At 48.2% G+C, this 26248-nt stretch carries 22 protein-coding genes; 8 read left to right on the top strand and 14 right to left on the bottom strand.

The features are described 5' to 3' along the window. Nucleotides 1-199 precede the first annotated feature (199 nt). From H6G50_RS19875 to H6G50_RS19840, 8 genes are all read right to left on the bottom strand, one after another. On the bottom strand, nt 200-907 hold the full coding sequence (locus H6G50_RS19875; protein WP_190720250.1) for a DUF928 domain-containing protein: 708 nt from the start codon (nt 905-907) through the stop codon (nt 200-202). A gap of 140 nt (nt 908-1047) precedes the next feature. After that, entirely contained in the window at nt 1048-1560 is a 513-nt protein-coding gene (locus H6G50_RS19870) for a hypothetical protein (RefSeq protein WP_190720249.1), read from the bottom strand. Nucleotides 1561-1571: 11 nt separating this feature from the next. Then, complete coding sequence (locus tag H6G50_RS19865) at nt 1572-3926, bottom strand: CHASE2 domain-containing protein (protein WP_190720247.1); 2355 nt, start codon at nt 3924-3926, stop codon at nt 1572-1574. A 48-nt stretch (nt 3927-3974) separates the two neighbouring features. Then, nucleotides 3975-4658 carry a DUF1822 family protein gene (locus H6G50_RS19860; RefSeq protein WP_190720245.1) on the bottom strand — a complete coding sequence of 228 codons (684 nt, stop codon included), beginning with the start codon at nt 4656-4658 and terminating at the stop codon, nt 3975-3977. Beyond that, nucleotides 4648-5139 carry a hypothetical protein gene (locus H6G50_RS19855; RefSeq protein WP_190720243.1) on the bottom strand — a complete coding sequence of 164 codons (492 nt, stop codon included), beginning with the start codon at nt 5137-5139 and terminating at the stop codon, nt 4648-4650. The genes H6G50_RS19860 and H6G50_RS19855 overlap by 11 nt, the downstream gene beginning before the upstream one ends. Nucleotides 5140-5740: 601 nt before the next feature. Further along, on the bottom strand, nt 5741-6850 hold the full coding sequence (locus H6G50_RS19850) for a tetratricopeptide repeat protein (protein WP_190720240.1): 1110 nt from the start codon (nt 6848-6850) through the stop codon (nt 5741-5743). A gap of 93 nt (nt 6851-6943) precedes the next feature. Beyond that, nucleotides 6944-7660 carry a 16S rRNA (uracil(1498)-N(3))-methyltransferase gene (locus tag H6G50_RS19845; protein ID WP_190720237.1) on the bottom strand — a complete coding sequence of 239 codons (717 nt, stop codon included), beginning with the start codon at nt 7658-7660 and terminating at the stop codon, nt 6944-6946. Nucleotides 7661-7676: 16 nt separating this feature from the next. After that, nucleotides 7677-8768, bottom strand: a complete 1092-nt coding sequence (locus H6G50_RS19840; RefSeq protein WP_190720234.1) for a glutamate-cysteine ligase family protein — start codon at nt 8766-8768, stop codon at nt 7677-7679. A 249-nt stretch (nt 8769-9017) separates the two neighbouring features. Here H6G50_RS19840 and H6G50_RS19835 point away from each other — a divergent pair, with 249 nt between their 5' ends. Then, a complete protein-coding gene (locus H6G50_RS19835) occupies nt 9018-9806 on the top strand; it encodes a hypothetical protein (protein ID WP_190720231.1) in 789 nt (262 codons plus the stop codon). Nucleotides 9807-9923: 117 nt separating this feature from the next. On the opposite strand, the gene H6G50_RS19830 is transcribed toward H6G50_RS19835, so the two are convergent. Then, nucleotides 9924-12374 carry an HAD-IC family P-type ATPase gene (locus H6G50_RS19830; protein ID WP_190720227.1) on the bottom strand — a complete coding sequence of 817 codons (2451 nt, stop codon included), beginning with the start codon at nt 12372-12374 and terminating at the stop codon, nt 9924-9926. Nucleotides 12375-12568: 194 nt separating this feature from the next. Then, the gene (gene menD / locus H6G50_RS19825) at nt 12569-14335 is read right to left on the bottom strand and encodes a 2-succinyl-5-enolpyruvyl-6-hydroxy-3-cyclohexene-1-carboxylic-acid synthase (protein ID WP_190720225.1); all 1767 of its coding nucleotides are present in this window, start codon (nt 14333-14335) and stop codon (nt 12569-12571) included. Between the two features lie 21 nt (nt 14336-14356). On the opposite strand from menD, the gene H6G50_RS19820 reads away from it, so the two are divergent. The 3 genes from H6G50_RS19820 to H6G50_RS19810 all read left to right on the top strand — a co-directional run bounded on the left by H6G50_RS19820 (nt 14357) and on the right by H6G50_RS19810 (nt 18227). Next, the gene (locus H6G50_RS19820) at nt 14357-15307 is read left to right on the top strand and encodes a GDP-mannose 4,6-dehydratase (protein ID WP_199303278.1); all 951 of its coding nucleotides are present in this window, start codon (nt 14357-14359) and stop codon (nt 15305-15307) included. A 70-nt stretch (nt 15308-15377) separates the two neighbouring features. Next, nucleotides 15378-15590, top strand: a complete 213-nt coding sequence (locus tag H6G50_RS19815; protein WP_190720223.1) for a DUF2839 domain-containing protein — start codon at nt 15378-15380, stop codon at nt 15588-15590. A gap of 99 nt (nt 15591-15689) precedes the next feature. Then, on the top strand, nt 15690-18227 hold the full coding sequence (locus H6G50_RS19810; RefSeq protein ID WP_347239972.1) for a glycogen/starch/alpha-glucan phosphorylase: 2538 nt from the start codon (nt 15690-15692) through the stop codon (nt 18225-18227). 67 nt (nt 18228-18294) lie between these two features. Here H6G50_RS19810 and H6G50_RS19805 read toward each other — a convergent pair whose 3' ends face one another. From H6G50_RS19805 to H6G50_RS19795, 3 genes are all read right to left on the bottom strand, one after another. Continuing rightward, on the bottom strand, nt 18295-20619 hold the full coding sequence (locus H6G50_RS19805; RefSeq protein WP_190720221.1) for a dynamin family protein: 2325 nt from the start codon (nt 20617-20619) through the stop codon (nt 18295-18297). 563 nt (nt 20620-21182) lie between these two features. Continuing rightward, nucleotides 21183-21638, bottom strand: a complete 456-nt coding sequence (locus H6G50_RS19800; protein WP_190720219.1) for a type II toxin-antitoxin system VapC family toxin — start codon at nt 21636-21638, stop codon at nt 21183-21185. After that, a complete protein-coding gene (locus H6G50_RS19795; protein ID WP_190720217.1) occupies nt 21635-21886 on the bottom strand; it encodes a hypothetical protein in 252 nt (83 codons plus the stop codon). Before H6G50_RS19795 ends, H6G50_RS19800 begins: the two co-directional genes overlap by 4 nt. 412 nt (nt 21887-22298) lie before the next feature. Between H6G50_RS19795 and H6G50_RS19790 the strand changes: the two genes are divergently transcribed. The 4 genes from H6G50_RS19790 (at nt 22299) to H6G50_RS19775 (ending at nt 25729) form a co-directional block, all read left to right on the top strand. Next, on the top strand, nt 22299-22517 hold the full coding sequence (locus tag H6G50_RS19790; RefSeq protein ID WP_347239971.1) for a helix-turn-helix transcriptional regulator: 219 nt from the start codon (nt 22299-22301) through the stop codon (nt 22515-22517). A gap of 46 nt (nt 22518-22563) precedes the next feature. Further along, entirely contained in the window at nt 22564-22785 is a 222-nt protein-coding gene (locus tag H6G50_RS19785) for a helix-turn-helix transcriptional regulator (RefSeq protein ID WP_190720215.1), read from the top strand. Between the two features lie 68 nt (nt 22786-22853). Then, a complete protein-coding gene (locus tag H6G50_RS19780; protein WP_199303276.1) occupies nt 22854-24335 on the top strand; it encodes an NAD(P)/FAD-dependent oxidoreductase in 1482 nt (493 codons plus the stop codon). Between the two features lie 113 nt (nt 24336-24448). Beyond that, a complete protein-coding gene (locus H6G50_RS19775; RefSeq protein ID WP_190720212.1) occupies nt 24449-25729 on the top strand; it encodes a dihydrolipoamide acetyltransferase family protein in 1281 nt (426 codons plus the stop codon). 211 nt (nt 25730-25940) lie between these two features. Here the strand turns inward: H6G50_RS19775 and H6G50_RS19770 are convergent, their stop codons facing one another. Further along, a complete protein-coding gene (locus tag H6G50_RS19770) occupies nt 25941-26126 on the bottom strand; it encodes a DUF5615 family PIN-like protein (RefSeq protein WP_206756584.1) in 186 nt (61 codons plus the stop codon). Nucleotides 26127-26248 lie beyond the last annotated feature (122 nt).

The following is a 26248-nucleotide window of genomic DNA, read 5'->3' as shown; positions in this document are numbered from 1 at the left end:
GAAGTCACCCAACTCGCGTTGGGGATTGGGGCTGCTGGTTGGCATAACGATTTGTAGGGACGTTGTATACAACGTCCCTACAGAGGAGAAAAATGAGCGGCAGTGAGGGCATTGCAGTGCAATGCCCCTACGGGAGGTATGGTTAATGTTACGCGATCGCTCTCTAACCTCAGCCAATCTATAAAAACCGAGATACGTTCTAATCGTTTCTGGCGACGGGTTCGAGCAATGGTTCTTCTATGAGGGTTTCTAACCCCGCTGAGGTTAACAATTTACTCCAATCCTGTTTGAGGGCTTCGTCTTGGGGGGAAGCGAGACGGAGGTTTGCGAGTCGGGTGAGGGAATCGTACCAAAGTTCGGGTTGGGCGGCGTTAACTTCTGCTTCGGTTTCTGGCGTTACCGCAACTCGTTTCACCCAGCCATCGACAATTAAATCGTGAAGCGTAGCGTCAGAAGCAGTACATTGAATGGAGAAATACCAATGATAAAACTGCTCTTGTTCGAGAGCATATTTTGCTTCAGTGGGGGCTTGAAGGCGGATAATTCCGGCGGTTTTCGGTAGGTTAAAGGTCGTGCGATAAAGCGCGCGTCCCCTGCGGTCGTGCAGCGAGAATTTTGCAGTAATTGTTTCTTCGGAGGAGTAGGGACTGTAAACCCAGAAAGTGGGATGTTCTGAGGTGGTTAATCCTTGACCGACGAGGAACGGTTCGAGGTCTTTTTGAGGGATTAAGGCATTAATCGGTTTAGGGGGTTTGCTACAGGATATACCGCTAAATGTTCCTCCGGGGGTGGGATTGCCGCGCGGCGGAGGTGCGGATGGTGGCTTGTCTGAGAGTTGAGCAAAAGCGGGAAGGAGGGTGAAGTTAGCGATCGCTAAGGTGAGAGCAATCGTTAATTTTGTTTTCATGGTTATTGCTTTATTTTTGAAAGTGTGTTTATCAAAAAGCGGAGTTAATGTTAGGGTTATTTAGTCCTATTTTAAACGTACTGTTCGTAACAGCAACTCCTAGAGCATCGAACCGTAAGCGGCGATCGGTTATCAGTATATTAATCCGATATAACTTTATTAAGAAGACGATTAAGAAGTTCTTTTCCACTACCATCAAACACTTGAAGGCGAATAACTTGTGGTTCGCTCGGTTGCCATGTAACTTGATAGCGATAATCGCCATTATTCCAATGATAAAGCTGGTGCAAGCCGTCGGTTGAAATGCTTGCCCCCCTCAGTGTCAGGCTACTGCGCGTTTTAAGATTAACCTCAGAGTAAATAAGGTCATCTTTATTCTCGGTAATTGAAATTATCCATTCGCCATCAGAAAATGCAACTTTTTTGACAGGAGAACGGGTTCCAGATATTGTCTGAAGGATTTCTACGGCAGCATCCGAACCAATTTCTCTCAAAATTGGGATTGCGGTCTCTCTGAGATGAGTTCCTCCTGGAACGGGATTGCCAGAGGGTTGCGGTGCAGGAGGCGGTGTGGGTAAAGATTGGGTAAAAGCGGGTAGGATTGTAAAATTCGGGAGAGTTAAAGCCAGAGATATTGTTAATAATTTTTTCATTGTTATCAAGTTTATTTTTGTTTTAATTGAAGGAGCGTGTAGTTGACGATTAATCCGGTTATTATAATCGAGAGAAGCGATGGAACTAGCGGCATCCAACCGCCTGCTGTTAAGATTACCAGCGATATTTTATATAAAACGCCAAGGAGAATGAAGCCGGATAAGAGACGAACCCAATGCGATCGCACTTTGATGGCAAGTAGTCCGGAGAGGAAAGACCAAGCGAAAATCCACAGCGCATCGCCCCATTGAAGGCTACCCCATTGAGGGGGAAGTTGAGGTAAACCCCAGATCGGTTTGCGGTTATTTTCCACCGCACTAAGCAGGGCGCTGACCATTTGCGCGTGAATCCAAAGTCCGCGTTTTACGCCGTAGGGAGTGTCGCGATCGTCTTGAAGTTTTGGGTCGGTTACGCCAACCAGAACGACTTTATTTTTGATGAATTTGGGGTCTACGCGATCGTCTAAAATGTCTCGGAGGGAAACGGTTTTCGCAATTTGACCGTTGCGATCGGGCGCGCGAAAATTCAGGAGTATTTCGCCACTTTCTCCGTTAAGTTGCTGGTAGCCGCCAGTACGAGAAGCTAACTTGTTAAAAATAGTCGTACCAAATTGTAAGTTGCCGGTTTTAAAGCTAATCAATTTTCCTTCGGCTTCTAGATAGCGCTGTGCTAAGAGAAGGCTGAAGGCATAATAGGAATTAGGACAGTCGGAGGTCGAAGGGGGAGTAAGCCACAGAGGTTGGCGACGGACAATATTATCGCGTTCGTCGGGGTAAAAGTCGGCAAAACCGACTTGTTCTTGTAATTGTTGCTCTGAAAATTTTGATAAGGGGGGAATTATTTGGGAGCAAACGTGAATAAAATTTTTATTTTTTTGAACAGTCGTAATAAATTTGGCGAGATCCGATTGAGTTGGCGAATTGTCGCTACGAAAAATATCTAAACCGATCGCGCGGGGTTGATGTTGCTTTAATTGAAGCAACGCTTGCGTGAGGGTTGCATCACTCAATAAAGGCGTTCCGTACCGCTTTAAATCGGTTTCATCGGCGGCGACAACCAAAATGCGCTCGTCGAGAGGTTCGGGCGGGCGCATCGCCATTAGATGGTCGTAGGCTTTCAGTTCTAGGGGTTCGAGGATTCCGAGCGATCGCGCTAACACGATGGAAAAGGTCGCAATCGCGCTAGCCACAAGGACGGGATAGCGAAGCGGGCGAGGACGGGCGCGGGGTGGTGCAAGCGCCCAATTTTGCCAATATTGCGCTTCTGCCGAGGAATTTTGGCAAATAACCGGCATCCAACTCGCGCACGGAAATTCAGCTTCTAACCCTTGCAACCGTCGCCGCGCTTTCAATACCGCTAAATGCAGCGGCTTTTGCTCGATCGCGAAAGCTTTTAAAAAATCGCTTAAAAATTGATGGGCGATTCGTTCGTGGACGATATCGCGCATGACAATCAAGTTAGGAATATATAAGCTTTCGAGTTCGCGCGCTAAGCCTAACCCATCGCAAGAGTTAAAAATCGCTAACTTCAAGCCATTCTTACGCGCTTCTTGCAGGGCATATTTCAAGTCTTCAACTCGAATAAACTCGGTTTCACTGAGATAAAATTTGCCGCTTTCTTCATCAGTTTGAGAATGACCGGCGAAGAAAAGAATATCAGTATTTGTATCCCATAAATGACGATTCACTTCTTGTCGATTGGGACTGACTAAGGGCGGCAGAATTTCGGCGCGATCGCCCAAAGTCTCGGTTAAAATCTTAAGGTCGTTTTCCGGCGAGATATCCGGCGATTTTCCTAAAATAATCAGGATTCTAACTTTTTGGCGGCGCGCGCTTTCTTGCGGTTGATTGTCGGTGGTACTCAAAATTGCTTCGGCTTGACGACCTTCGCGCTCGAGCCATTCCCAAAGATGCCAAGGGAGCTTTTTAACTTGAGGGTGAGAGGAACAAATTAATACCCGAACGCGATCGCTAAGAGAAACGGTTTCGCTTAATTTACTTGCGATCGGGCGGAATTCCGATTGTTCGAGCCAGGAATTCATTAATTTTCCGAGTTCGATCGCGGCGCGATCGCAATCCTTACACCACCGCGATCGCTGTCGCTGGCGATCGCCAAATTGTTGCTCGATGCTAGCATTTCCTTTGCTAATCACTTTCCCTTTAATCAGCGTTCCGGGGAGAGCTAAACGATGTAACATTGACTGCCAGCGTTCGTACTGAAGCAGTAATTCTGAGGAAGGCGGGGACAACCTTCCTTCCGCTCCACCTAAGTCGGTTCCGTTCTCTTCTCGAATTTTTACAGTTGCTCCAAAACCGCCATCGAGAGCGTGCAATAAGGTTAATTCAACCAGTTTATCTGTCGTCACGATCGCGTCTTTTCTCCGGGCAGTCTGAAACGGGAAGGACTCATTCTCTCAGAGCGGAAACTCTTGCAAATAGCTAAAGTCATTCAATTTTACTTTAACCTCAAAAGGTTCTCCAACTGTCCCGGTAAGGGCAAAGCTAATTCTCGGATCGGCTTTTTCTGCGCGGGCGGATAAAACAACCGAGCCTCTGTAATCAATGACCATTAACTGTAAATCGGGCGGAAGAAATGCTTGTTCTTGGGTGGGACGCACTTCAATTAAAGCATCGATTTCTTGCGGGGACTCTCCCGGCATCAGCGCAACAATTAAAATAATTTGTCGATTAATTTCGGGTAAATCTAAATTAATCCATCGCATAAATCCTTCGGATGGTGTCAGCGAGCTTCGCGCTTCTTTCAGTTCTAAAACTTGAGTCGGTAGGGGGGGCGCGCTTCTCCAGCCTGCCGCTAAGGTTGGGGATTCTGGGGCAAGTAGCGCCTCAATACTTTGCCAGCCAGATTCAAGAGAGTTATAGATTCGTTGTAAGATTTGCGGGACGGTTTCCAATGATTGTGCGATCGCGGTTGTGGGTGCTGTTGTTTCTGAGGGCGCGCTAACTAACCGAACTTCTTCAACGGGAAGCTGGAGCAAACTTTCAAGCTCGCCCGATTGGAAGCAAGCGAGTAAGCGTTCGTAGTCTTCTTTGCTGCCTTCAAATTTTAAAACCAGATTGTGTAGCTCGTTAGGAGTCATTGTTTTTGTTCTCATCAATTTTTACAACTCTGAATTCAATGGGAAATTGAATACCCAATTTTTGGATGACAGACTTTAATCGTTCGGTTTCCGCTTCCGATAGCTCGATACTTCGACTGATGACTAATTCAAACTCGACTTTTTCGTACTTATCTTCCTCCTGTAAAAATAGCCTAACTTGGCTATATTTTTTGAGTTCGCGTTCGGTCAAGCTTTCAACATAGCGGTAAATACTGGTGGACAAAGCAGACTTGATGTGACTGTTTGTCAGGGAAAGTTTTTGAGCGATTTCTTCTGGGCTTAATCCATAAATCAACAGTCGCAACCAACAAACTTCACTTTTAGTGAGGGATTGGCATTTGACTTCATTTAAGTCATCAACAAGTCTTTTAACATTCCATTGTTTTTCGACTTTGACGCATTCTTTACAAGCAATGGGGAAGCTTAAATAAGGACAAACTAATGGGGATTGTACTGTCATAAGGGCAATGGTAGATTGAGGCTAGCAAAATAGGACGGTTCTCGGGCGAGGGAGGTACGCTTCCCCCATCAATTGTCCCAGTCGGGATAACTTAAACTTTGCCTTTGCCGTCAAGCCCTCACTCAGATTGAGGAAGATAAGATTAATTTGTCAATAGAGATAAATCAATCTTTGGACTGTCGATCTCGACTAGAATCAAATGAGCGAGGCTGATCGGAAACTTTGCCGCATCTCTAGGGAATTCTAGTGCTATTCTAGCCTGGGATTTCTGTGAGAGCGACCAACTCGAGTTGGGGATGATTAAAAAATTGAGAAAGGTTGGCTTAGCGCGCGGTAATATAAAATCCGGTTGAATGACCTAAGTTAAGGCTGGCGGGGGGACGAGGGGACGAGGGGACGAGGGGACGGGGTGACGGGGGGGTGAATAATGAATAATGAATGATGAATAATGAAGAGGGGGAGACGAGGAGACGGGGTGACGGGGGGGTGAATAATGAATAATGAAGAGGGGGAGACGAGGAGACGGGGTGAGAGAGAAATTCTAACAGTCGTTTAAGTGTTTATTATTAACCATTCCCCATTCATTATTCACTATTCATTTTTAATTTTTAATTGGTATAACGCCCCGTTCCTTTTTAGCTCGCAAAAAGGCTAGGGTACTATAAAGCTGAAAAGCTCCATCCCAGGGAGTTTCTTTGCGTCGCTTGAGGTTAATACAAGAAGAAATACGATTGAGCGTTTCCCGAAAACCGAGGGCTGTTTCGGCGAAGGGTGTAAAGTCAGAGTAAGTGGTTGCGTGGGGTAGTTTCTCTCGGATAAACTGCATGAGGTGCTGCCAACTATTACTTACCGTTCCGTAGCGATCGCGTTCTGAAGCAGGAATCGAAACAATCCCTTGCTGGAATTGGTAGTTGCGATCGCACATTCTCAGCACGCAGTTTCGCTCCAATAAGTGCAAATCGCAGAAATGAACGTAATCTTGAGTTTGGGTTTTGCGCTGGAGTTGATGTTTTGCATCCACCGTAACCACGGATTCAAACAGAGGTAAACGCCCTTCAACGCACTGTTTAATTTCTGAAGCTTGAAAGGAAATCGTTCCAAGATGTCCGGCTTGATTTTGGCAGCGCGCGACAATTTCTGAGCTTGCAGAGATAAAATGATGAACTTCTAAAACTTCCAATTTTTCTAAAGCGGGTAACGACTCGCTAAAGCAAGGAATTTGAGCCTTATTTAACTCCAACGCGAGATAGTGCAGTTCGCCAAGCGCGCCAGTTCGATATAAACGCCAACCGCGACTCGGCAATTGCAAGCGCGCGATATAAGGATCGAGTTGAACGATTTTCGCAAATTTTTGGGCGGCTTCTTTTTTGAGTTCTGAGGCGATCGGCTCTAAAATTAATACGCCCGGTTCCGTTCCTCCTACCGCTGCTTTCGCATCAGAAATAGCTTGCGCGCGACGTTCGGTTTCTATCGTTTCAATCCGTTGTAAGCCTTGGCGAACTTGGGAAATTAGTTTGATATTAGTGGTTGTGGCGAGCAACTTGCGATAAAGTCCTCGAGCGGTGTCGAGTTTGTCTTGGGCTTCGTAAATTTGTGCGGCGTAAAACTGTACCCTCGGATGGTTTGGATCGGTTTTGATTAAAGGTTTGAGCAGTCGAATGGCAGTTTTATAGTCTCCGAGTTGAAGGGCTTGGGCAATTTCGTCGAGCATATTTTTGATTGATATAGATAGTAAGATGGGCAGTATTTTTTAAATTAATTCGATCGCGCGGTTTTAAGGGATTTTAGGTTAACCTGCGATCGCCTATTCAATCGCGGCGGCAAGAATAGAGAGGGCAACAATCGGGGCAGTTGCAGCGCGGAGAATGCGCTTGCCGAGGGAAACGGGTTGAAATCCAGCCGCGATCGCGCTTTCCACTTCCGCTACCGTCCAACCGCCTTCCGGGCCAGTTGCGATCGCGATCTCCTCCACCTCTCCCAATCTTAGCGAGCTTTGCAGACAAGTTAACAAATGCGGAAATTCGCCCCGGGCAACGCAGAGATAGCGCCCAGCGACAGGGGCGCAAGACTGCAACCAATCGGGGTTGAAGCGAACCGGCGCGCTTAACGTCGGTAAAATTTGACGTTCGGACTGTTCGCCCGCTTCCCGGATAATACGCCGCCAGCGTTCCAGTTTTTGGGGACTGGGATTGAGGAGGACGCGATCGCTTAGCAGCGGTACGATCGCAGCAGCGCCCAGTTCGGTGCAGCAGCGAACGAGATCGTCAAACGCATTGCCTTTAGGAAGCGCAATCCCCAGCGTTACGGCGACGGGCAGTTCGGTTTTAACCTCGAGCCGATCGATAATCTTCGCAGTAGTATCTTCTAACTGAGCAATCCAAGTTTTCCCGCATCCATCCATTGCTAGGAAGCGATCGCCCGCCGCTAAGCGCAAGACGCGGTATAAATAGTGCTGTTGTTCGGGGGTGAGGAAAATCGCGTCCTCTTGTCGCTGTTGGGGCGCGATCGCAACTCGTTGCATAGTTTAAGGAATTGAATTACCGATAAGTGTGTTTGAGCGTTTGTTCTACGCTGCCAAATTGCTCGAAAGCGCGCAAGAGTCTATGGGCGGGGGTTTCTCGCCGTTCGAGGAGGGCGTGCAAGGGCTGCAACAGTTGGGAATCTCCCTCTAATGCCTGTTCTGCGGCTTGCAAGACTTGCGTTGCCGTGTCGAAAATTTTTGCATCTGCAAAGCCTTGCAGGGCGGAGATTTGGTGCAATTCGCGATCGGGGGTTGTCGCTCGTCCGGGAAGGCTGCGATCGAGGGCAATTCCTTTTAAGAGCGTGAGGAGGGCGGCATAAAGTTGGAAATCGTCGCAGCTATCGAATGCTTTAAACTCAATTCTGCCCACTTCTGCCGGAAGGCGCGCGATTTTGGTTAAAGAAGGGTCACTACTGATTAAATCTTCTGGAAATTCCAAAAAAACCATCGCCGCTGGTCTTGCGCCCGTTCGCAAATAGGTGCGCGCAGACAGTCCTTCCCACAACTGCCCGTCGTAAAAGGGCGAACTGAAGCTAAACGGGACAATATAAGGACTGTAGTAAGTAAGTTTGCGCGCGATATCGATCGCGCCCTCTTTCGGCATCCCGGCAATGGAAAGGTTGAGATCCGGCCCGTAAGTAAGCATGGGGATTGACTCGGTTCGTTTTTCCGGCGAGCTTTCTCTTCTAGCTTGTTCGTAGCGATTGAAGGGCGGTTGCGGTTCGTAGCTCGTGTAATTAGGGTTAAAACTAATGAGAACGGGGGTAAAACCGTGCTGGAGCGCTACTTCGCGCAGTCGAGCAAAACTTTCTTCGAGTTCCGCGATCGCTCCTTCTATCGTGGAATGAATGGTTGTGCGAATCTCGATCCCTTTCGGGACGCAGGCGACCATTTTTCCCGCTTCGGAAAAGCGCTCTATTCCCTCGATATACCATCGTTTTTTCTTGATCCCCGCATCGCCAACCCGCAGTTGTGGGTAGTCCTCGGTATAGGTCGGGAGTTGTTCGATGATGCGATCGAACTCTTGAAATTGAGTGCAGGTAAAATCTGCAAATTGCCCCCGAGCGTTAAGGAACGCTACTTCGTGTTCGATTCCAAAGGAAAACATTGGGTGTCCGCACGTAAGAGTATAAAAAGACTTTTTTCAGTAATCTCTCTTTCAGAATAGATTATTTTTTGATAATAACTTATTAATTTTTATAAAAACAACTTGACTTTAGATACGTTGTCGTTGCTTGATACGAGGACTGAAAACAAGATGAAATTAAAGTTTTTGTAAAGTTGAAAATTTTATCTATTACTTTAGACAAATAAAAATTATAAAAAAACAGATAGATTTTTAAGTTTTTTAATCGCAATGAAGAAAATATTTTCTGGTCTGCTGCTGGCACTTTCAGCAACAGTGGGATGGTCTGCCGCTGCTGAAGCAGGAACCTTTTATGTCTCAACCGCTCGAGGGGAATTGGGTACGATTGATGACACAACGGGTCAATATACTCGCCTGTATTCGACTCCAAGATTCACAGATATTGCTCTGGATCCTAATGGAAACCTATGGGGAATTGATTTTTACTCGCTATATTCCGTAGATTTAAATACTGGAATAACTCGCTACGTCGGTGAGCTTGGCGACTCTCTCAATGGGTTGGGTTTTAGCACGGATGGAAGCTTATACGGAACGGGTAGAAATAAGTTTTATTCGCTCGATCTTAATACCGGGAGAGCCTCAACTTTGGCAAGTATTTTTGCATTTGCAAGTAGTGGAGACATTGTTTTTGATGCAGCGCGCGATTTATTCTGGGCGACTTCTTCGAGTTCAATTGGCGATATTCTCTTAACAATTGCGCGCGATGGCACATCCACGAGAATTGGGAGTATTGGTTTTAGAAATGTTTATGGCTTAGCTTTTGACGATCGCGGGACGCTATTGGGTTATACCGATAATGGCGTGCAACTCGCCCTCGATTTAAATACGGGAGCAGGAACGGCTTTAAGGAACATATCGGGCTTAAATGGTTATATTTGGGGAGCCGCCTCCAAACCTGATGCGACGGCACCAAAACCAGTTTCCACGCCCGAACCTTCAGCAATTGCGGGACTTATTGTTCTCTCGGCACTGCTGCGGCGCAAGCAAGTTAAAGTTTAGTCGCTTGACTTTTTCTTACTAGCAGTAGAGACGTTATATACAACGTCTCTACCGTAAACTGAGGTCGATTAAGGCAGCAAAGGTCAATTTTTGCAATCAGAGCAATTGAATATCCGCTTAAGATAAATCCACGCCTAAAAAGCGATCTAAAAAGCGAGTTCGCCAAGCAAACCGCAAAATAAAACACCATTCGATCGCGACTAAACCAATAAATAAATGATGCTCCGGTTCCAAAGGATATAACTCAAAAAAGCGACGGAAAGGTGGAACGACGAGAATAAGGATATATAAGCCCAAAAGCAAGAGCATTACCCAGGTATAGCGCACGTCGCCGCTGAGGGGTTCGCCGCCCACCCAAGCGCGCGTCGGCGGTTTCAGGAAGGGAATCAACAGGAGTTCGCACATCACTAAAATGCTGACTAAGGCGCTGCGAGGAACGGCATAATTGACGCGCGCGAGTTCTTCGCCGGGGGGTAAGTCGAGGACGGCGACGACGAGATAAAGCAGATAGACGAGGAGGGCGACGAGGGTAATCGTCATCGTGGCGGGGACGACAAAGTGAACCATCGATCGCATCAAACTGCGGCGCGGGACTAGCCCCGGTTTTGCCCAAATGGGAATGCACATCGTCGGAAACCCTACGCCGATTAAGGCGACGATCGCGCTTTGTTTGTTTTGCAACGGAAAACTATCGGTGACAATGGCAGTTGCAAAAATCAGCAGCGTAATGCAGAAGGTGCGAACCATAAATAGTTTCATGACATCCTGAATACCGTTGCGAATGCGCTGTCCTTCGAGGAAGGTATGGGGTAAGGCGGCAAAAGAGTCTTTAAGCAGGACGATATCGGCAACACCGCGCGCTGCTTTGCTACCGCTTTCCATCGCGATCGCGAGATTGGCTTGTTTGAGGGAGAGTACGTCGTTCACCCCATCCCCCACCATCGCCACATACTGTCCCGACGCGCGCATTGCTTTCACCAGTTGCGCTTTTTGTTCGGGAGAGATGCGCCCAAAAATTTGATGGTTGCGCGCGATGGGAGTCCACTGTCTCGGCTCGAGGGCAGTGAGTTCCGTTCCGGAGATAACTTTTAAATCCTGCCCTAATCCAACTTGTTGCGCGATCGCGGCGACGGTTTGCGGGTTGTCCCCAGAGATGATTTTCACCTGAATTCCCGCTTTAGCAAAGCCTTCGAGGGTAAGGGCGGCTTCCGGGCGCAGGCGATCGCTCAAACAGACAACTCCGAGCGGTTCTAGCGTAGTTGGGAGTTCGGGGGAGGGCGGTTGCTCGGCACTCCAAGCAAACAATAGCACGCGCAATCCCTGATTGGTGCAGCGATCGAGGTAAGCGCGGGTTTCTGCTTCTAATTCGATCGCGGGCGCGAGCATTTCCGGCGCGCCGAGGACATAGGTTCCGGGTGCGGGATCGTCGCTAAAAGTTAGGGCGCTCCATTTGCGGGTAGAATTAAAGGGAATTTCTGCGGCCAGCGAGCGGGCGTTACCGGGACAAAGGGCGGCGATCGCTTCATTGGTTTTGTTACCGGCGCGCGTATTTGCGGCGAAGTCCCCCAGGCGCGATCGCAACTCCGCTTCGGTCAACCCCAACGGATAGACTTCCTGCAACGCAATCTCGTTCGTGGTTAGCGTTCCGGTTTTATCCAAACACAATACTTCTACATTACTCAACGACTCCACCGCATTGGCTTGTTGAATCAGTACGTCCTGTCCCACCATCCGCACCGCCCCCAATCCGTAAGCCAGCGTAATCGCCAGCAGCAACCCCGCCGGGACTAACCCCGCTACCACCGCCGCTTTTTGCACCAAATCCGCCAGCGATCGATCCTGACTCAGGAAACTAATTCCCACCAAAATCCACAAGAAACAGGCAATTAACACAAAAATGCGGATCACGAGGTTAATTTCCTGCTGCAAGGGCGTTAAGATGCGCCGATACTCTCGCGCGCCAGCAGTGAGGCGATAAGCAAATGTTTCTGTCCCTACCTTCGTCGCCTCGTAACACGCCGTACCGCTAACGCAAAAGCTGCCCGAAAAAACCTCATCTCCCGCCGCCTTCGGGATTAAATCGGATTCTCCCGTCAACAGCGCCTCATCCACTTCGATTTTGCCCTTACCAGAAATTTTGCCATCCACGACGATGCGATCGCCCGGTTGAACTAGGATAGTATCACCCAGAACAATCTCTTGCGGATCGAGGTTTTGCAGCGTTCCCTCCCGCAAAACCGTCGCTCGCGGGCGATGTAGCAGGGCGATGCGATCTAACTGCTGTTTTGCCCAAATTTCTTGGTAAATATTCACGACAACACCGCCAAAAATGACAACCGCTACGAGAAAAGCATCGCCCCAGCGTCCGAGCAAGACCATCACCACGCTAATCGCGAAAAAAACGCCATTAATAAAGGTGAAGAGGTTTTCTGAGAAAATTTGCTTGTAAGAACGGCTGGTTGATAGCTCGACATTATTGCCTTGCCCCGCCGCTTGTCGCTGCGATGCTTCTGCCCCACTTAAACCCTGCAAACCCAACGTCGGATCGTTCTCTATCTTGACGTGCATAAAACCACTGGCCTTCACTCCCAATCCTGTTTACCAGCATGACAGATCGAGATAAGAATTGAGGGAGAATTGAAAATTAAAAATTAAAAATGAAGAAACCGAGATATATTAGGGGTTTCAGCCTCAAGATTTGTCATCCGAACTCGGAGAATTGCTAGAGTTGGGTTTCAGGCGTTTCAGCTTCGGGTAAGTTCCTAAGCTGGTTCCGTCTCTCCCTTCAAGTTCGCAGCAAGGCTTTCTAAAATTTCTTGGCGCTGGCGAGCATCTCGTTTGCGATCGCACCTCAATTCTAAGATGCGAATTCCGCGTTCGTACCCGCTCTTCAAAAATTCCTGCAATTGCAACCAATCCCCAACGCGGTGATATTCAACGCCATAAGTTTTGCACAGTTGCGAGAAATCGATATTCTGCGGCGTAGCGAAGTATTCCTCAAAGGGCGGATCGAAATTCGCGATCGCTAAATTCTCGAATATCCCTCCCCCTTCGTTATTAATCAAAATAACGGTTAAATGTCCCCGCATTTTATTACGGGCGAGCAAACCATTGGTATCGTGCAAAAGGGCTAAATCTCCGGTTAGCAACACCGCTCTCCCCCCAGAATGAGCAATACCCATCGCTGTTGATAGGGTTCCGTCGATTCCGTTTGCTCCGCGATTAAAAAAGATTTGAAATTGCCGATCGCTCTGCTGCCAGAAAAATTCTACATCCCGCGTCGGCATACTATTTGCCACAAAAACAGCGATCTTTTCGGGTAGCAATTCTGCTAAAAGGTAAGCCGCTTTACCTTCAAAATTCCAATCTATATTTTTGAAACAATTTATTATGTTTTCGTCTACCTTTGTGTTATAATAAAGCCACTGTTTGAGATAAATAGAACCCTTTTTCAAGGCAACGTCCGCGCTTTTCGGCACGAGGTCGGGGAGCGCGGCGTGCAAATGAACGGCGTTACCGTGGAGAGGATCGAAGTTATCGGGATCGGAATCGAGGATGTAACGGTGGGGTTGGGTGGTTTCGAGCCAAGCGCGCAAGGTTTTGCTGGTGGGGAGTTCGCCGATTTGTAGGACGAGTTCGGGCGCGAGTTCTGCTGAAAGTTGGGGATTGCGAAGTAGGGGATCGTAGGTGGTAATGAGATGGGGGTTGAGGTGGGCGTAGTGACGCAGGGGGGAGAGGGCTTCGGCGAGGACGGGAAAGCCGGTGAGTTGGGAAAGCGCCGCGATCGCGTCGCAATAGTCCTGGGGTTCGGGCGGTTGGGCTAAACCGGCGATAATAATCCCGCGATCGCAGCGTTGCCATTGCCGTAATAATTCCTGGGGAATGCTGCTTGCAGAAGGCACAAAATCGATCGCTTCAATCCCAGCAAAAAAAACTTCTTCTTGCACCTGGGATTCAAACGCTTGAGTTTCCGGTTGGGGCGTGGGGGCGAGGGGATCGCGTAAAGGAACGTTGAGGTGAACGACACCGGGAAGGGGAAATTGCGATCGCGCCCAAGCCTGGACGAGCGTTTGCCGCAGATATCGCAGCCGTCCTAAATCCAATTCCGGCGCGGCTAACTCCCCTTGCCAATTGGGGTAGTGGCCGTATAACTTAGTCTGGTCGATGGTTTGTCCGGCGTGGCAGTCGCGCAACTCTGGCGGGCGATCGGCCGTAAAAACGAGGAGGGGAATGCGACTGTAGCGCGCTTCAATAATAGCGGGGAAAAAGTTCGCCGCCGCCGTTCCAGAAGTGCAAACCAGTGCAACCGGGCGGCGGGATTGCTTGGCGACTCCGAGGGCGAAGAACGCCGCCGATCGCTCGTCCAACAGCGCGATCGCATCGATGTTAGGATGTCGGGCAAAGGCTACCGTTAAAGGCGTAGAACGCGAACCCGGACAAAGAATTGCTGTCGTCAATCCGAGACGGTGCAGCGTTTCTACGAAGATAGAGGCCCAAAGCGTATTGAGATTGCGAAAATCGAGAGGCATTAGAGCGAAAATCCAAACATTATGAAAAAAGCATTAATTTGTGGCGTATCGGGACAAGATGGAGCGTATTTAGCCAAATTACTGTTAGAGCGCGGCTATAGCGTTTGGGGAACGTCGCGCGACTCGCAAATGTCATCCTTTGCCAATTTAGGGCGTTTGGGGCTTCGCGACGACATTCAGTTAACCTCGATGGCTCACAACGATTTTCGCAGCGTTTTGCAAGTGTTGATTAAAGCAGAACCGGACGAAGTGTACAACTTAGCCGGACAAAGTTCGGTGGGACTTTCTTTCGATCAGCCGGTAGAAACGTTGGAGAGTATCGCGCTCGGAACGTTAAATTTATTGGAGGCAATTCGTTTTACTGGCGCTCCGATTCGATTTTATAACGCCGGGTCGAGCGAATGTTTTGGGGATATCGGCGATCGCGCCGCTGACGAAATGACTCCTTTTCGCCCTCGCAGTCCTTACGCTGTCGCCAAAGCGACTGCTTTTTGGGAAGTCGCCAACTATCGGGAAGCCTACGGATTATTTGCCTGTTCGGGTATTTTATTTAACCACGAATCGCCCTTGCGCCCGGAGCGCTTCGTGACTCAAAAGATCGTTGCGGGTGCTTGTCGGATCGCGCAAGGTAGCCGCGAAAAGCTGTATCTGGGCAACCTCGATATTCAACGCGATTGGGGCTGGGCCCCGGAATACGTGGAGGCGATGTACTTAATGCTACAGCACCCCGAACCGGACGACTACGCGATCGCGACCGGAGAAAGCCGCAAACTCGAAGATTTCGTCGCTGAAGCCTTTGCCGCTGTCGATTTGAACTGGAAAGATTGGGTTGTTACCGATCCGAACTTATTGCGCCCCACGGATCTCGCGATCAGTCGGGGGAGTCCCCACAAAGCCGCCGAACAATTAGGCTGGCAAGCGCGATCGAAAATGTCCGATGTCGTGCGTATGATGGTCGCCGCGCGGATGTGAATCGAATTGATAATTGATAATCGATGATAGATAATGGATAATTCCCAGTTTTGAATTTTGAATTTTAACTATGGGTGAGGCAAAACGACGCAAAGAAGCTCTCGGCGATCGCTACGGCAAAGAAGACAAAATTGCCCCTTGGTTTCCCTTCACCAAGACACAATCCGAGCAATTTGTCAATTTAACGACGCGCTTGACTTGGATCGGGATTGGCGCTCTAGTGGTCATTTGGATTACCATTCGCATCATCGGACCAGCGTTTGGGTGGTGGCAGGTTAATTAAACTCCGCTTTCCTCGAAAAGAGTATTAAAAAAGCCCGCACAATCCACCGAGTCGGTACAAAATAGAAGGTCAACCCTGAAGCAGGAGAACATCCAAGCTGTGCAAACCAATATCCGCGCTACAGAAACCGTCAAGATTAAAGTTGAGGACGATCGCACCGGGATGAGCTTTGAGACGCTCGTGCGCGCCTTCGCCGATAATCTTTTCTATACCCAAGGAAAAGATGTTTCTTCGGCGACCGATCGCGACTACTATATGGCTCTAGCTTATACCGTCCGCGATCGACTCCTTCACCGCTTTTTCCAGACGCGCAATCGCTACTCGCAAAAAGACGTAAAAGTTGTTTGCTATCTCTCTGCCGAATTTTTGATGGGCCGCCACTTGGCCAATAATATCGTCAACCTTGGAATGGACGAAACCATTCGCGAAGTCCTCCAGGAAGCCGGTTTAGATTTCGACCACCTCCTCGAACAAGAACACGATCCCGGCCTCGGAAACGGCGGTTTGGGACGACTTGCCGCTTGTTTCCTCGACTCTCTAGCCACCCTAGAAATTCCGGCTGTCGGTTACGGCATTCGGTACGAATTCGGCATCTTTCACCAAACCATCGCCGACGGTTGGCAAGTAGAAATCCCCGATAAATGGTTGCGCTTGGGCAACCCTTGGGAAATTCAGCGCCAAGAAGACAGCGTAAAGATTAAATTCGGCGGTCATACCGAAATTTATCACGACCAAAAAGGCAATAGTCGCTCGATTTGGATACCCGAACGCACAGTCACTGCCCTTCCTTACGATACGCCCGTTCCTGGCTATAACACCAACACCGTCAATACCCTGCGGTTATGGGAAGCCGTTGCTGGCGAAGATTTCGACTTCCAAGCCTTCAATGCTGGCGATTACGACGGTGCTGTCGCTACCAAGATGAGTTCCGAAACGATCTCGAAAGTCCTCTATCCCAACGATAATACCCCCCAAGGACGACAACTGCGCCTCGAGCAACAATTCTTCTTTGCTTCGGCTTCCTTGCAGGATATCATTCGCAGACATCTGAGTTTTTACCCCAACTTAGATAACCTCTACGACGACATTGCCATCCAACTCAACGATACGCACCCAACCGTTGCGATCGCCGAGTTAATGCGTCTCCTACTCGACGAGCATCATTATTCGTGGGATAAAGCGTGGTACATTACCCAAAAAACCTTTGCCTACACCAACCATACCTTGATGCCGGAAGCGCTGGAACGTTGGCCGGTCAGCTTGTTTGAAAGTTTGCTGCCGCGACATATCGAAATCATCTACGAAATCAATCATCGCTTTCTCGAAGACTTGAGAACTTGGTTTCCCAACGATGCAGAACGCTTGGCGCGAATGTCCATCATTGAAGAAACGCCGGTTAAATCGATCCGCATGGCGAACTTAGCTTGCGTCGGCAGTCATGCGATTAACGGGGTTGCCGAACTGCACACGGAACTGCTTAAGAGTGACACCCTCAAAGACTTTGCCGAACTTTGGCCGGAACGTTTTTACAATAAAACCAATGGCGTAACCCCGCGTCGTTGGATTTTATTGTGCAACCCCAAACTCGCCGCCCTGTATACCGAGAAATTGGGCGATAATCATTGGTCGAGTCATCTCGATCGCTTGAGAACGCTAGAGAAATGGGTTGACGATGCTGAATTTTGCCAGCGTTGGCAACAGATTAAGCTCGATAACAAGCGCAAACTGGCGAACTATATCTGGAAGCATAACGATCTCGAGATCGATCCCCATTCAATGTTCGACGTGCAAGTGAAGCGATTGCACGAATATAAGCGTCAGTTGTTGGCGGTACTGCATATTATTACCCTCTACAACCGCATTAAACAGAAGCCGAATATCGAAGTTGTCCCTCGGACGTTCATTTTTGGTGGCAAAGCGGCTCCGGGATATTATATGGCGAAGCTGATTATTAAGCTGGTCAATTCCGTCGCTGAAGTCGTCAACCGCGATCCCGACGTTCGCGGACGCTTGAAAGTCGTTTTCTTAGCTAACTTTAACGTTTCCTTGGGCGAGAAAATTTATCCCGCTGCCGATTTATCCGAGCAAATTTCCACCGCAGGGAAGGAAGCTTCGGGAACGGGAAATATGAAGTTTGCGATGAATGGGGCGCTGACGATTGGGACGTTAGACGGTGCAAACATCGAGATCCGCGAGGAAGTCGGTGCGGAAAACTTCTTCTTGTTTGGTTTAACCGCCCAGCAAGTCGAAGATTTGAAAGTACGCGGCTACAATCCGATGGATTACTACAAGAATAATGCGGAGTTAAGGGGCGTTCTCGATCGCATTGCAGCGGGAGATTTCTCCCACGGCGATCGCGAATTGTTCAAGCCGATTGTCGATTCGCTGCTCTACAACGACCAATATATGCTACTGGCAGACTATCAAGCCTACGTCGATTGCCAGCAGCGCGTCAGCGAAGCTTACAAGGATAAAGAAGGTTGGACGCGGATGTCCATTCTCAATGCCTTGCGCATGGATAAATTTTCTAGCGATCGCACCATTCGCGAGTATGCTAAGGAAATTTGGAAGGCGAAATCGGTGAGTGTGGAACTGCAAGAGTACGACCCCAATAACGCCGGATTGAAGGTGAAGTAAGATTATCGAAACCGGGTTAACCAACCCGGTTTTTTGATGTGGATAAGTTGATTCGGCTTCACCTAAGTTAGCGAGGTTTCCACTCGTCAAGAGTAACTCTTGTTTGATTTAAAGTTTGTAAGTGCCTTTCTAGCCTCTGACTGTAACCTTTCAACAATTCAATCATCAATGGCGCTTCTTCCTGTTTCTTGTCCCTTTCAGAAAGAATTCTTTCTAACTCAATTTGAAATTTACTCATGTACTCTGAAATCTGCTTTTCCGCATTTGCAAAATCTGCATCTACTTGCTTCTGGACAACACGAGCTAACAGACCTTTGTTTCTCTCAACTTGTTCATTAATTTTTACTTTAATTTTCTCTGCTGTCTCTCTCAAGTCAACTGCAAACACAGTATCTTTCTCCTCGAACGGAACGTCAACGTAATAAACTTCATTGGAACTACAACATTTCGTGCGCTTTTCCCTCTTAGTTGCCTTTTGAATGATTTCCTGCTGTTTAAAGATCATCTCGTCAAGCCCTTGAAACTCAAATTCAGGGAATTGGATAGGATTGATATTGATCTTAGCTTGGAGTGATTCCCCTAAATACTCAGAAAGCTCATCAGAAATGCCTTGAATATCGTTCTGAATTTTGATTACGAGGTTTTCCCGTGTTTTTTCACCTTGACGAATTAATCGATCTTGAACATCTACCCACCAACTTTGAATATACGGAGCGCAGTAATCGTTGATAGTTAATGCAATCCTCTGTGCATCAGCTTTATTAGAATATTCAATGATGTACGGATCGGAGTTTTCTCTGGGAGAGCCAGGGATCAAGCCATCCCCGTTCATTCTTTCAAATAGAGAGACACTAACTCGGAAAGCTTTCGATAACTGCCTTCCTGCTTGAGGAATCAACTCTAAAAGCTCGCCAGCGATTCCAACTCCTTCTCTAAATAATCTTCCCCAGAAGTTTTCATCCCCTCCAAAAAGGTTTGTATCTGAATTAGGGAGTTGTTTAGCTCCCCCTGAAGAACGGGTTTCAGCGATTAAATCTATCTGTTCTTGAATCTTTTCTTTAGCGGCTTCGGCAAAAGTATCAACACCTGCGCCGAAGCCCTCCATTAGCCTATCTTTTTGAGCGCTTACGGCTGCCCTTACCACGTCTATTTTGTCCCTTGCAGAAGCACGCCTTTTTTTATACTCATCAACTTTTTCTCGCAACTCATCAACTTTCAATTGCCATCCAGCAATCTGAACATTGAGTGTAGTTTCAGTCGATTTAGCCGATCTATCTAACTGACTCAAAACATCACTCAAGAGATTCCATCCCGCAGTTTGAACAATTGTCTGAAAAACAGCTTCCTGTACATCCAGAATGCCACTATCTCTTACCGCTTGAGAAGCAATCTTTTTCGGGGCAGGAATGATCATGTCTCCATCTTCATTTTCTTCACTGTATTGTGCGCTAAAGAATTTCTTGAAGTCCTTAACCTGCTTTTCAGTTGCTCTATCTTGTTGAATGAGTTTAGCGAGGAGTCCTTGTAATGCACTGACTGGAAAAACTACCGGATCGGGAAAACCAAACCGATCTAAATCCTGCTTCAGTTGTCTAATTGTCTCAGAAATCTCTGGATCTTTCTCCGATTTTAAATCGACCTGATTTAGAATAAAATATATTCTCCCTTTGCTCTCCTGAAGAAGCTCTTGGCGATTTTTTGTTATTGATGCGAATAATTCATCTACCGCATTATCCTTATAAGATCGGTAGTTTAAAACAAACAGCACCGCTTTACAGGTTCTCAATGCTTCCAGAGACGCTTGCTTTAAAGTAGATACTTCAGAAGAAGCAGACTCCCATTCATTAGGGCCTGGTGTATCTATTAAAGTAAAACCAGACAAAGATGGCAAATCACCGATCGCTTCAATTGGATGCTTCAGTTTAAAGCGTTCTGGAATTCTCTCGTCAGGACGCTTACGATCGCGAATCTGACGAGTACGCTCTAGAAATTTCTCCTGGATTTCAGTAGCATTACCTTCACTAACGACACTGGGATGTGTCCGATCTTGCTTGTACTCAAGCAAACTTGGCGTTGATCCCTGTGATATATGTTGGACATCTGTTCGACATATTGTGCAAGCGGCTGATTCGCTAGCCAGCACGTCAGCACCAATAATCGCATTGAGGAAAGTGCTTTTCCCTGCTTTCATGGGAGCGACAACAGCTACCTCATATTTCTGAGCTTTGAGTGCCTTGATTGCCTTGACAATATCACTTTCAACATTTTCTAGGCTTTGAGTATCATCACCTTCTGTGAGTCGTTGTTGCCTAAACTCTTTTAAAAACTGAAGTAAGTTTTCGCCGACTGTGACAATCTCTGCATGGGCTTGTTGAAAATGCTGGGACAACATGGACAATATCCTCCGGTACTGCTGATCTAAAAATGCTCTACTACAATCTATTTTTTCAATTAATAACTACATTCTGAATAGTTTAGAAATTGCATAGCATCAAAAAGTCCACACTGAACTGTTTACAAGAAGCACCCACTAAACAAAAATCAAGTGACACTCATACCCATGACTCAAGCGACATAACTATTTATTGTACCGACATTTTCTGGATAGTCAATTCCCAAAGTGCAAAAAACAGAAAGTTTCTGGATAATCTCCTTACAGAGAATATTATCCAGAAACTTTCCGTACATTTTCCGAGGATAGACTGAATATTTCTAGTCAATGTAGTAGGGTGTGCATTGCCGAACATTTACCTATGACAGACTAACTTATTACTGAATCAGCAATGCCCACCAATATTAATGGTGGGCAGGGCAACTCGAAAGTTATCCCCATCGCGCTCAATCTTACAAATGCTCTGCCCACCCTACTTGCTATGATGTAGAAGAAGAGCAATCGCCCCCCTTTCTTGGGTCAAAATTACTTCAACAACTTCTTGCTTGCATCTCTGACGAAGTTTAGGATGGCAATGGAGGGACTAGAAAAGTTGTAAATGAAACGACATTAAACCGGCTGGATTTTAGAGAATTTACTAACCGCTCATCTAGTGTCAATAGCGGTGCATTAACCCTCTCAGATAAAGCAACATAGCAGCCATCATAAGCGGTAATGCCGTAGTCTAAACCAATTTGAACGGCTTCAGTCATTAAATGCTTTGTAGGAGTGACTTGCAAGCGCAGTGCTTTCAAATCATTTAAATCTTCTCGCACTCGCGCGGCAGTATAAAGATTCGCTCGAACATACTTCCAAAGGGTGTTGGCGCATTCAATATAGAACAAGTCGGGTACAAAAAACTCAGTCGAAGGATTGTTTAAATGGTCGAAAAGCAAATCGACTTTGGGAGTTAATGGATCGTCAATAAAAAGCTTTATACAAATATTGGTATCTAAAACGCATCGCAAGGAAGCTGTCATCGATCGCGATCCTCACGAATCAGCATCGTACTATCGAGCAAGCCCAAACTGTTCGGATTAACTCTAGGGCGACTGCGAATCTTTCCTAAAATTGCGGACATCGGCTGATCTTGAAGCTCGTGAAATTGAAATGCCTGTTGTAAAAGATAAAGTGCGGTTTCATTGAGCGTTAACTTGCGCGCAGCCGCAAGATTTTGAAGATTGCGATAGAGTTCGTCAGGCAAGTTCTCGATGTTCAGAGTCTTCATTGACAAAATCCAAAAGCGTCCGTGCAATCCATTATACATCGACGCTCGATCTTTGTGTAAAGAATCAAATAAACTTTCATATTTTTCTATGAATTGTTGCCGTTATTTCGTTTTAAAATAGTTTAAACTAACTTTAATTAATTCATTCCATGTAACAATTAACCTCATTCTTGCTGGTATAGCGCTACTGGCTTGTGAAAGTACGTTTCTAAACACTGAAAGTCTTAGCTGGTGGGCGCTGCCCACCCTACAAAATGTCTTCAGCGAGCAGTTCTGTGCGAACGGCGTTGGGAATAACGATAATACAGTTTTTGCTAATTAATTAGCTTTGGATGCTATTTTAGTAAGGATAAAAAACAAGCAGTGGTAGCATGGGCAATGCAAACCCCCTCAAAACGAACGAAGCAGTCGAGTGGCAATTCGATGGAAACTGGCCGTTATCATGGCAGATCGAGAAATGTCTAATAAAGAGCTAGCTCGGCTCGTAGACTTGCATCCGACTTCGGTTTCGCGGCTGAGAAAGCGCCCTCTGCTTAAACTAGACATACCTACGCTTGATGCGTTGTGTAAGGCTTTAAACTGTCAGCCGGGAGATTTGTTAGTTTACGAAGAGGACGAGAGCGAATCTTAGTGCGAAAGAGAGAACGCATCGCGTTGCAGGGTTATATAGCAAGGGCATGGGTATTCGCTGGAGATTAGCTGTTGTTATGGCAGAACGAGATATTCGCAACAAGGAACTCGCTCGTCTCACGGGAATGAACCCGCGCTCTATTTCTCGACTCAAGACTCGCCGCCGCCTGACTCGCATTGATGAAGCGACGCTAAGTACGTTGTGTAAGGCTTTAGACTGTCAGCCGGGAGATTTGTTGGTTTACGAAGACGAGGAAGGCGAATCTTAGACGCTATTTTTAGGTTTCGAGGAGGATTAAGATATTGAGGTTTCAGAAAAATTCTCGGACTTGAAACTTTGAATTCTCAATTCGACGCGATTGTTATCGGGAGCGGTATCGGTGGCTTGACGGCGGCGGGATTGCTGGCGAAGGCGGGCTGGCGGGTGCTGGTTTGCGAGAGTCACAGCATTGCAGGCGGTGCAGCCCACGGTTTTTCGCGGCAGGGGTTTCATTTTGACTCCGGCCCGTCATTTTACTGCGGTTTGAGCCAACAGCGACCGAGTTTGAATCCCCTCAAACAAGTGCTGGATGAATTGGGCGAAACGGTGGAGGCGATCGCGTATGACCCCCTCGGACATTATCATTTTCCTGAAGGCGTATTTCCGGTTTACTGCGATTTGCAGCGCTACGCCGCTGAAGTCGCTAAAATCACCCCCCAAGGCGCGCGAGAATGGGAAGCTTTTTGCCAGCGGATGTTACCACTCTACGACGCGCTCAAAGAAATTCCCGCGATCGCGCTGTCGGCAGATTGGCGCGTTATTCCCCATCTCCTAGGGAACTATTTCCCCGCCCTGCTTAAACTCCTCCCCCAACTGCCCCTCGTTAATGCCTCCGTGGGCGATGTCCTGAATCAAACAGTAAGAGATCCTTGGCTGCGGCGCGCGATCGACTTAGAATGCTTTCTACTATCGGGTTTAAAAGCTGAAGGCACTATCGCCCCAGAAGTTGCCTTCATGTTGGGCGAACGGATGCGGGCGGGGGTAGAATATCCCCTCGGAGGAAGCGAGGCAATTATTCAAGCCTTAGTACGCGGTTTGCAGCGTTGGGGCGGGCAGTTGCGCTTGCAGGCGCACGTCGAGCAAATTTTGGTTGAATCCCGGCGCGTGACGGGCGTAAGGCTGCGTCAAGGCGAAATCCTTAAAGCCCCTGTCGTTATCTCTAACGCTACCCTCTGGGATACCTACCAACACTTACTGCAACCCAAAGACTTACCCCAAACTTTCCGCCAACAAGCCCTCGCCACCCCCGCGATTGAAAGTTTCATGCACCTCCATCTCGGTTTTCGGGCGGAAGGATTGGAAGGGTTGACGGGACATCATGTTGTCGTGCGCGACTCAAAGCGCGACATCGCCGAACCGGGCAATACTTGCATGATTTCCATTCCCTCTGTGTGGGATGCCAACCTTGCCCCGTCCGGGCATCACGTCGTTCATGCTTACACCCTAGAACCCTTTGCTGGGTGGCAGCGCGATGGGGAGTACGAAACGCGCAAAATGGAGCGCGCCCAGCCCCTTTATCAAGCTTTAGAGCGCGTCATTCCCGATATCCGCGATCGCGCCGTGCTAGAGTTAATCGGCACTCCCCTCACCCATGCCCGCTACTTACGACGCTACCAAGGGACTTACGGCCCTGGAATTGCAGCGGGGGAAGGGATGTTTCCCAACTGCCACACTCCTATTACCGGATTGTATCGCGTCGGCGATAGCACGCTTCCGGGAATTGGCGTTCCGGCGGTGGCAGCTTCAGGAATTTTGTGCGCGAATCTGTTGAAAAAGTAACCGGAAAATCGAAGGTTCTGGTTCGATTGACTCAATACGGTCTTGTTCGGCACGACCGTGCTGAATTAAAATGCTATAGCTCAACACTGCTTCTAAACATCGGTAGACTGCCCATGATTCACGATATTTTCATGCCCGCTCTCAGTTCCACCATGACCGAAGGAAAAATCGTCTCCTGGGTGAAGTCGCCGGGAGATAAGGTGGAAAAGGGCGAAACGGTGGTTGTGGTTGAGTCCGATAAGGCAGATATGGATGTCGAATCCTTCTACGAAGGCTATCTCGCCTCCATTATCGTCCCGGCGGGCGATGAAGCGGCAGTCGGTTCGACGATTGCCCTACTTGCGGAGACGGAAGCTGAAATCGAAGCAGCGAAGCAGCAAGCTGGTTCGATGCAAGGCGGACAAGCCGCGCCGAAAGCGGAAGAGAAACCTCAAGCTACTGCCCCCGCCGCACCGGAACAACCGGCAGCCGCTCCTGCAACGAGTAACAGCAACGGACGCATTGTTGCTTCTCCGCGCGCGCGCAAACTTGCTAAAGAATTAAAAGTCGATCTGCAAACGCTACAAGGCAGCGGCCCTCACGGACGCATTGTAGCAGCGGATGTGGAAAAATCCGTTGGTAAAGCTCCTACTCCTTCTGTTGCTGTTGCCGCCCCTGCTGCGGCTGCTCCGGCTCCGGCGGCTAAACCGGCTCCCGCCCCTGCTGCTGTTGCCGCCCCGAGTGGGGAAGCGGTAGCCATGAATACGCTGCAAAAAGCAGTGGCGCGGAATATGGAAGCTAGTTTAACGGTTCCGGTGTTCCGCGTCGGCTACACGATTGCGACGGATGAGTTGGATAAACTGTACGGCAAAATTAAGTCGAAGGGCGTGACCATGACGGCGCTGCTGGCGAAAGCGGTAGCGATGGTGCTGGCGAAGCATCGGATTGTGAATGCGTCTTATGTGGATGGCAATATTCAATATCGCAGTAATGTGAATATCTCCGTGGCGGTGGCGATGCCGGATGGCGGTTTGATTACGCCGGTACTGCAAAATGCCGACCAAATCGATATTTACTCGCTCTCGCGCAATTGGAAGGGGTTGGTCGATCGCGCCCGCAGCAAACAGTTGCAACCGGAGGAGTACAATAGCGGAACCTTCACTCTGTCTAATTTGGGGATGTTTGGGGTAGACCGTTTCGATGCTATTTTACCGCCGGGACAGGGCGGAATTCTCGCGATCGGAGCTTCGCGCCCGCAAGTGGTGGCAACGCCGGATGGCATGATGAAGGTACAGCGACAAATGCAGGTCAATTTAACCGCCGATCATCGTATTATTTATGGGGCTGATGCGGCTTCATTCTTGCAAGATTTGGCGAAGTTAATTGAAACTGACGTGCATTCGCTGACGTTGTAGCTTGAAAACTACGAAGTTGGGGCGGTATTGAGTCCGATTTGGTGCGTTACGAAGAACGCTAACGCACCCTACCCCTCAATTAATATCTCCAAAAACTCCCGATTTCAAGCGCTACATCAAGGCTTTAGCTTGATTTGCGGGGATGTTTTATAGATGTTGACAAAATCCCTAAAGCGTGCATTGGGCGAGAGATCGGGATTTGCGATCGCGTTCAATTGGCAGGACGCACGACCCGAATCAATTTACCTTGTAGAGATGCTGCTGCGATCGCTTCGTCGATTCGAGTTGCCATACGCAGGCGATCGGTATCGTTAGTACAGACAATAATACCGCAATGCTCGGAGTTTGCCCGGTGCAATCGAATAAAATCTTGGCGATTCAGCGTCACAACCCACATTCCGCACGACAAATAGTAGCTCTCTGTGCGACATAGCTCTGCCTCGGTTTCTCACGCTCTGATAGCGAGGTTTTTCGCTCTTTTTAGAATCCAATCCCAATCTCAACTGCCATTTTGGGAAA

The organism is Oscillatoria sp. FACHB-1406 (assembly GCF_014698145.1).
Lineage (GTDB): Bacteria > Cyanobacteriota > Cyanobacteriia > Cyanobacteriales > Spirulinaceae > FACHB-1406.
This window is presented reverse-complemented; position numbering and strand designations above follow the sequence as displayed.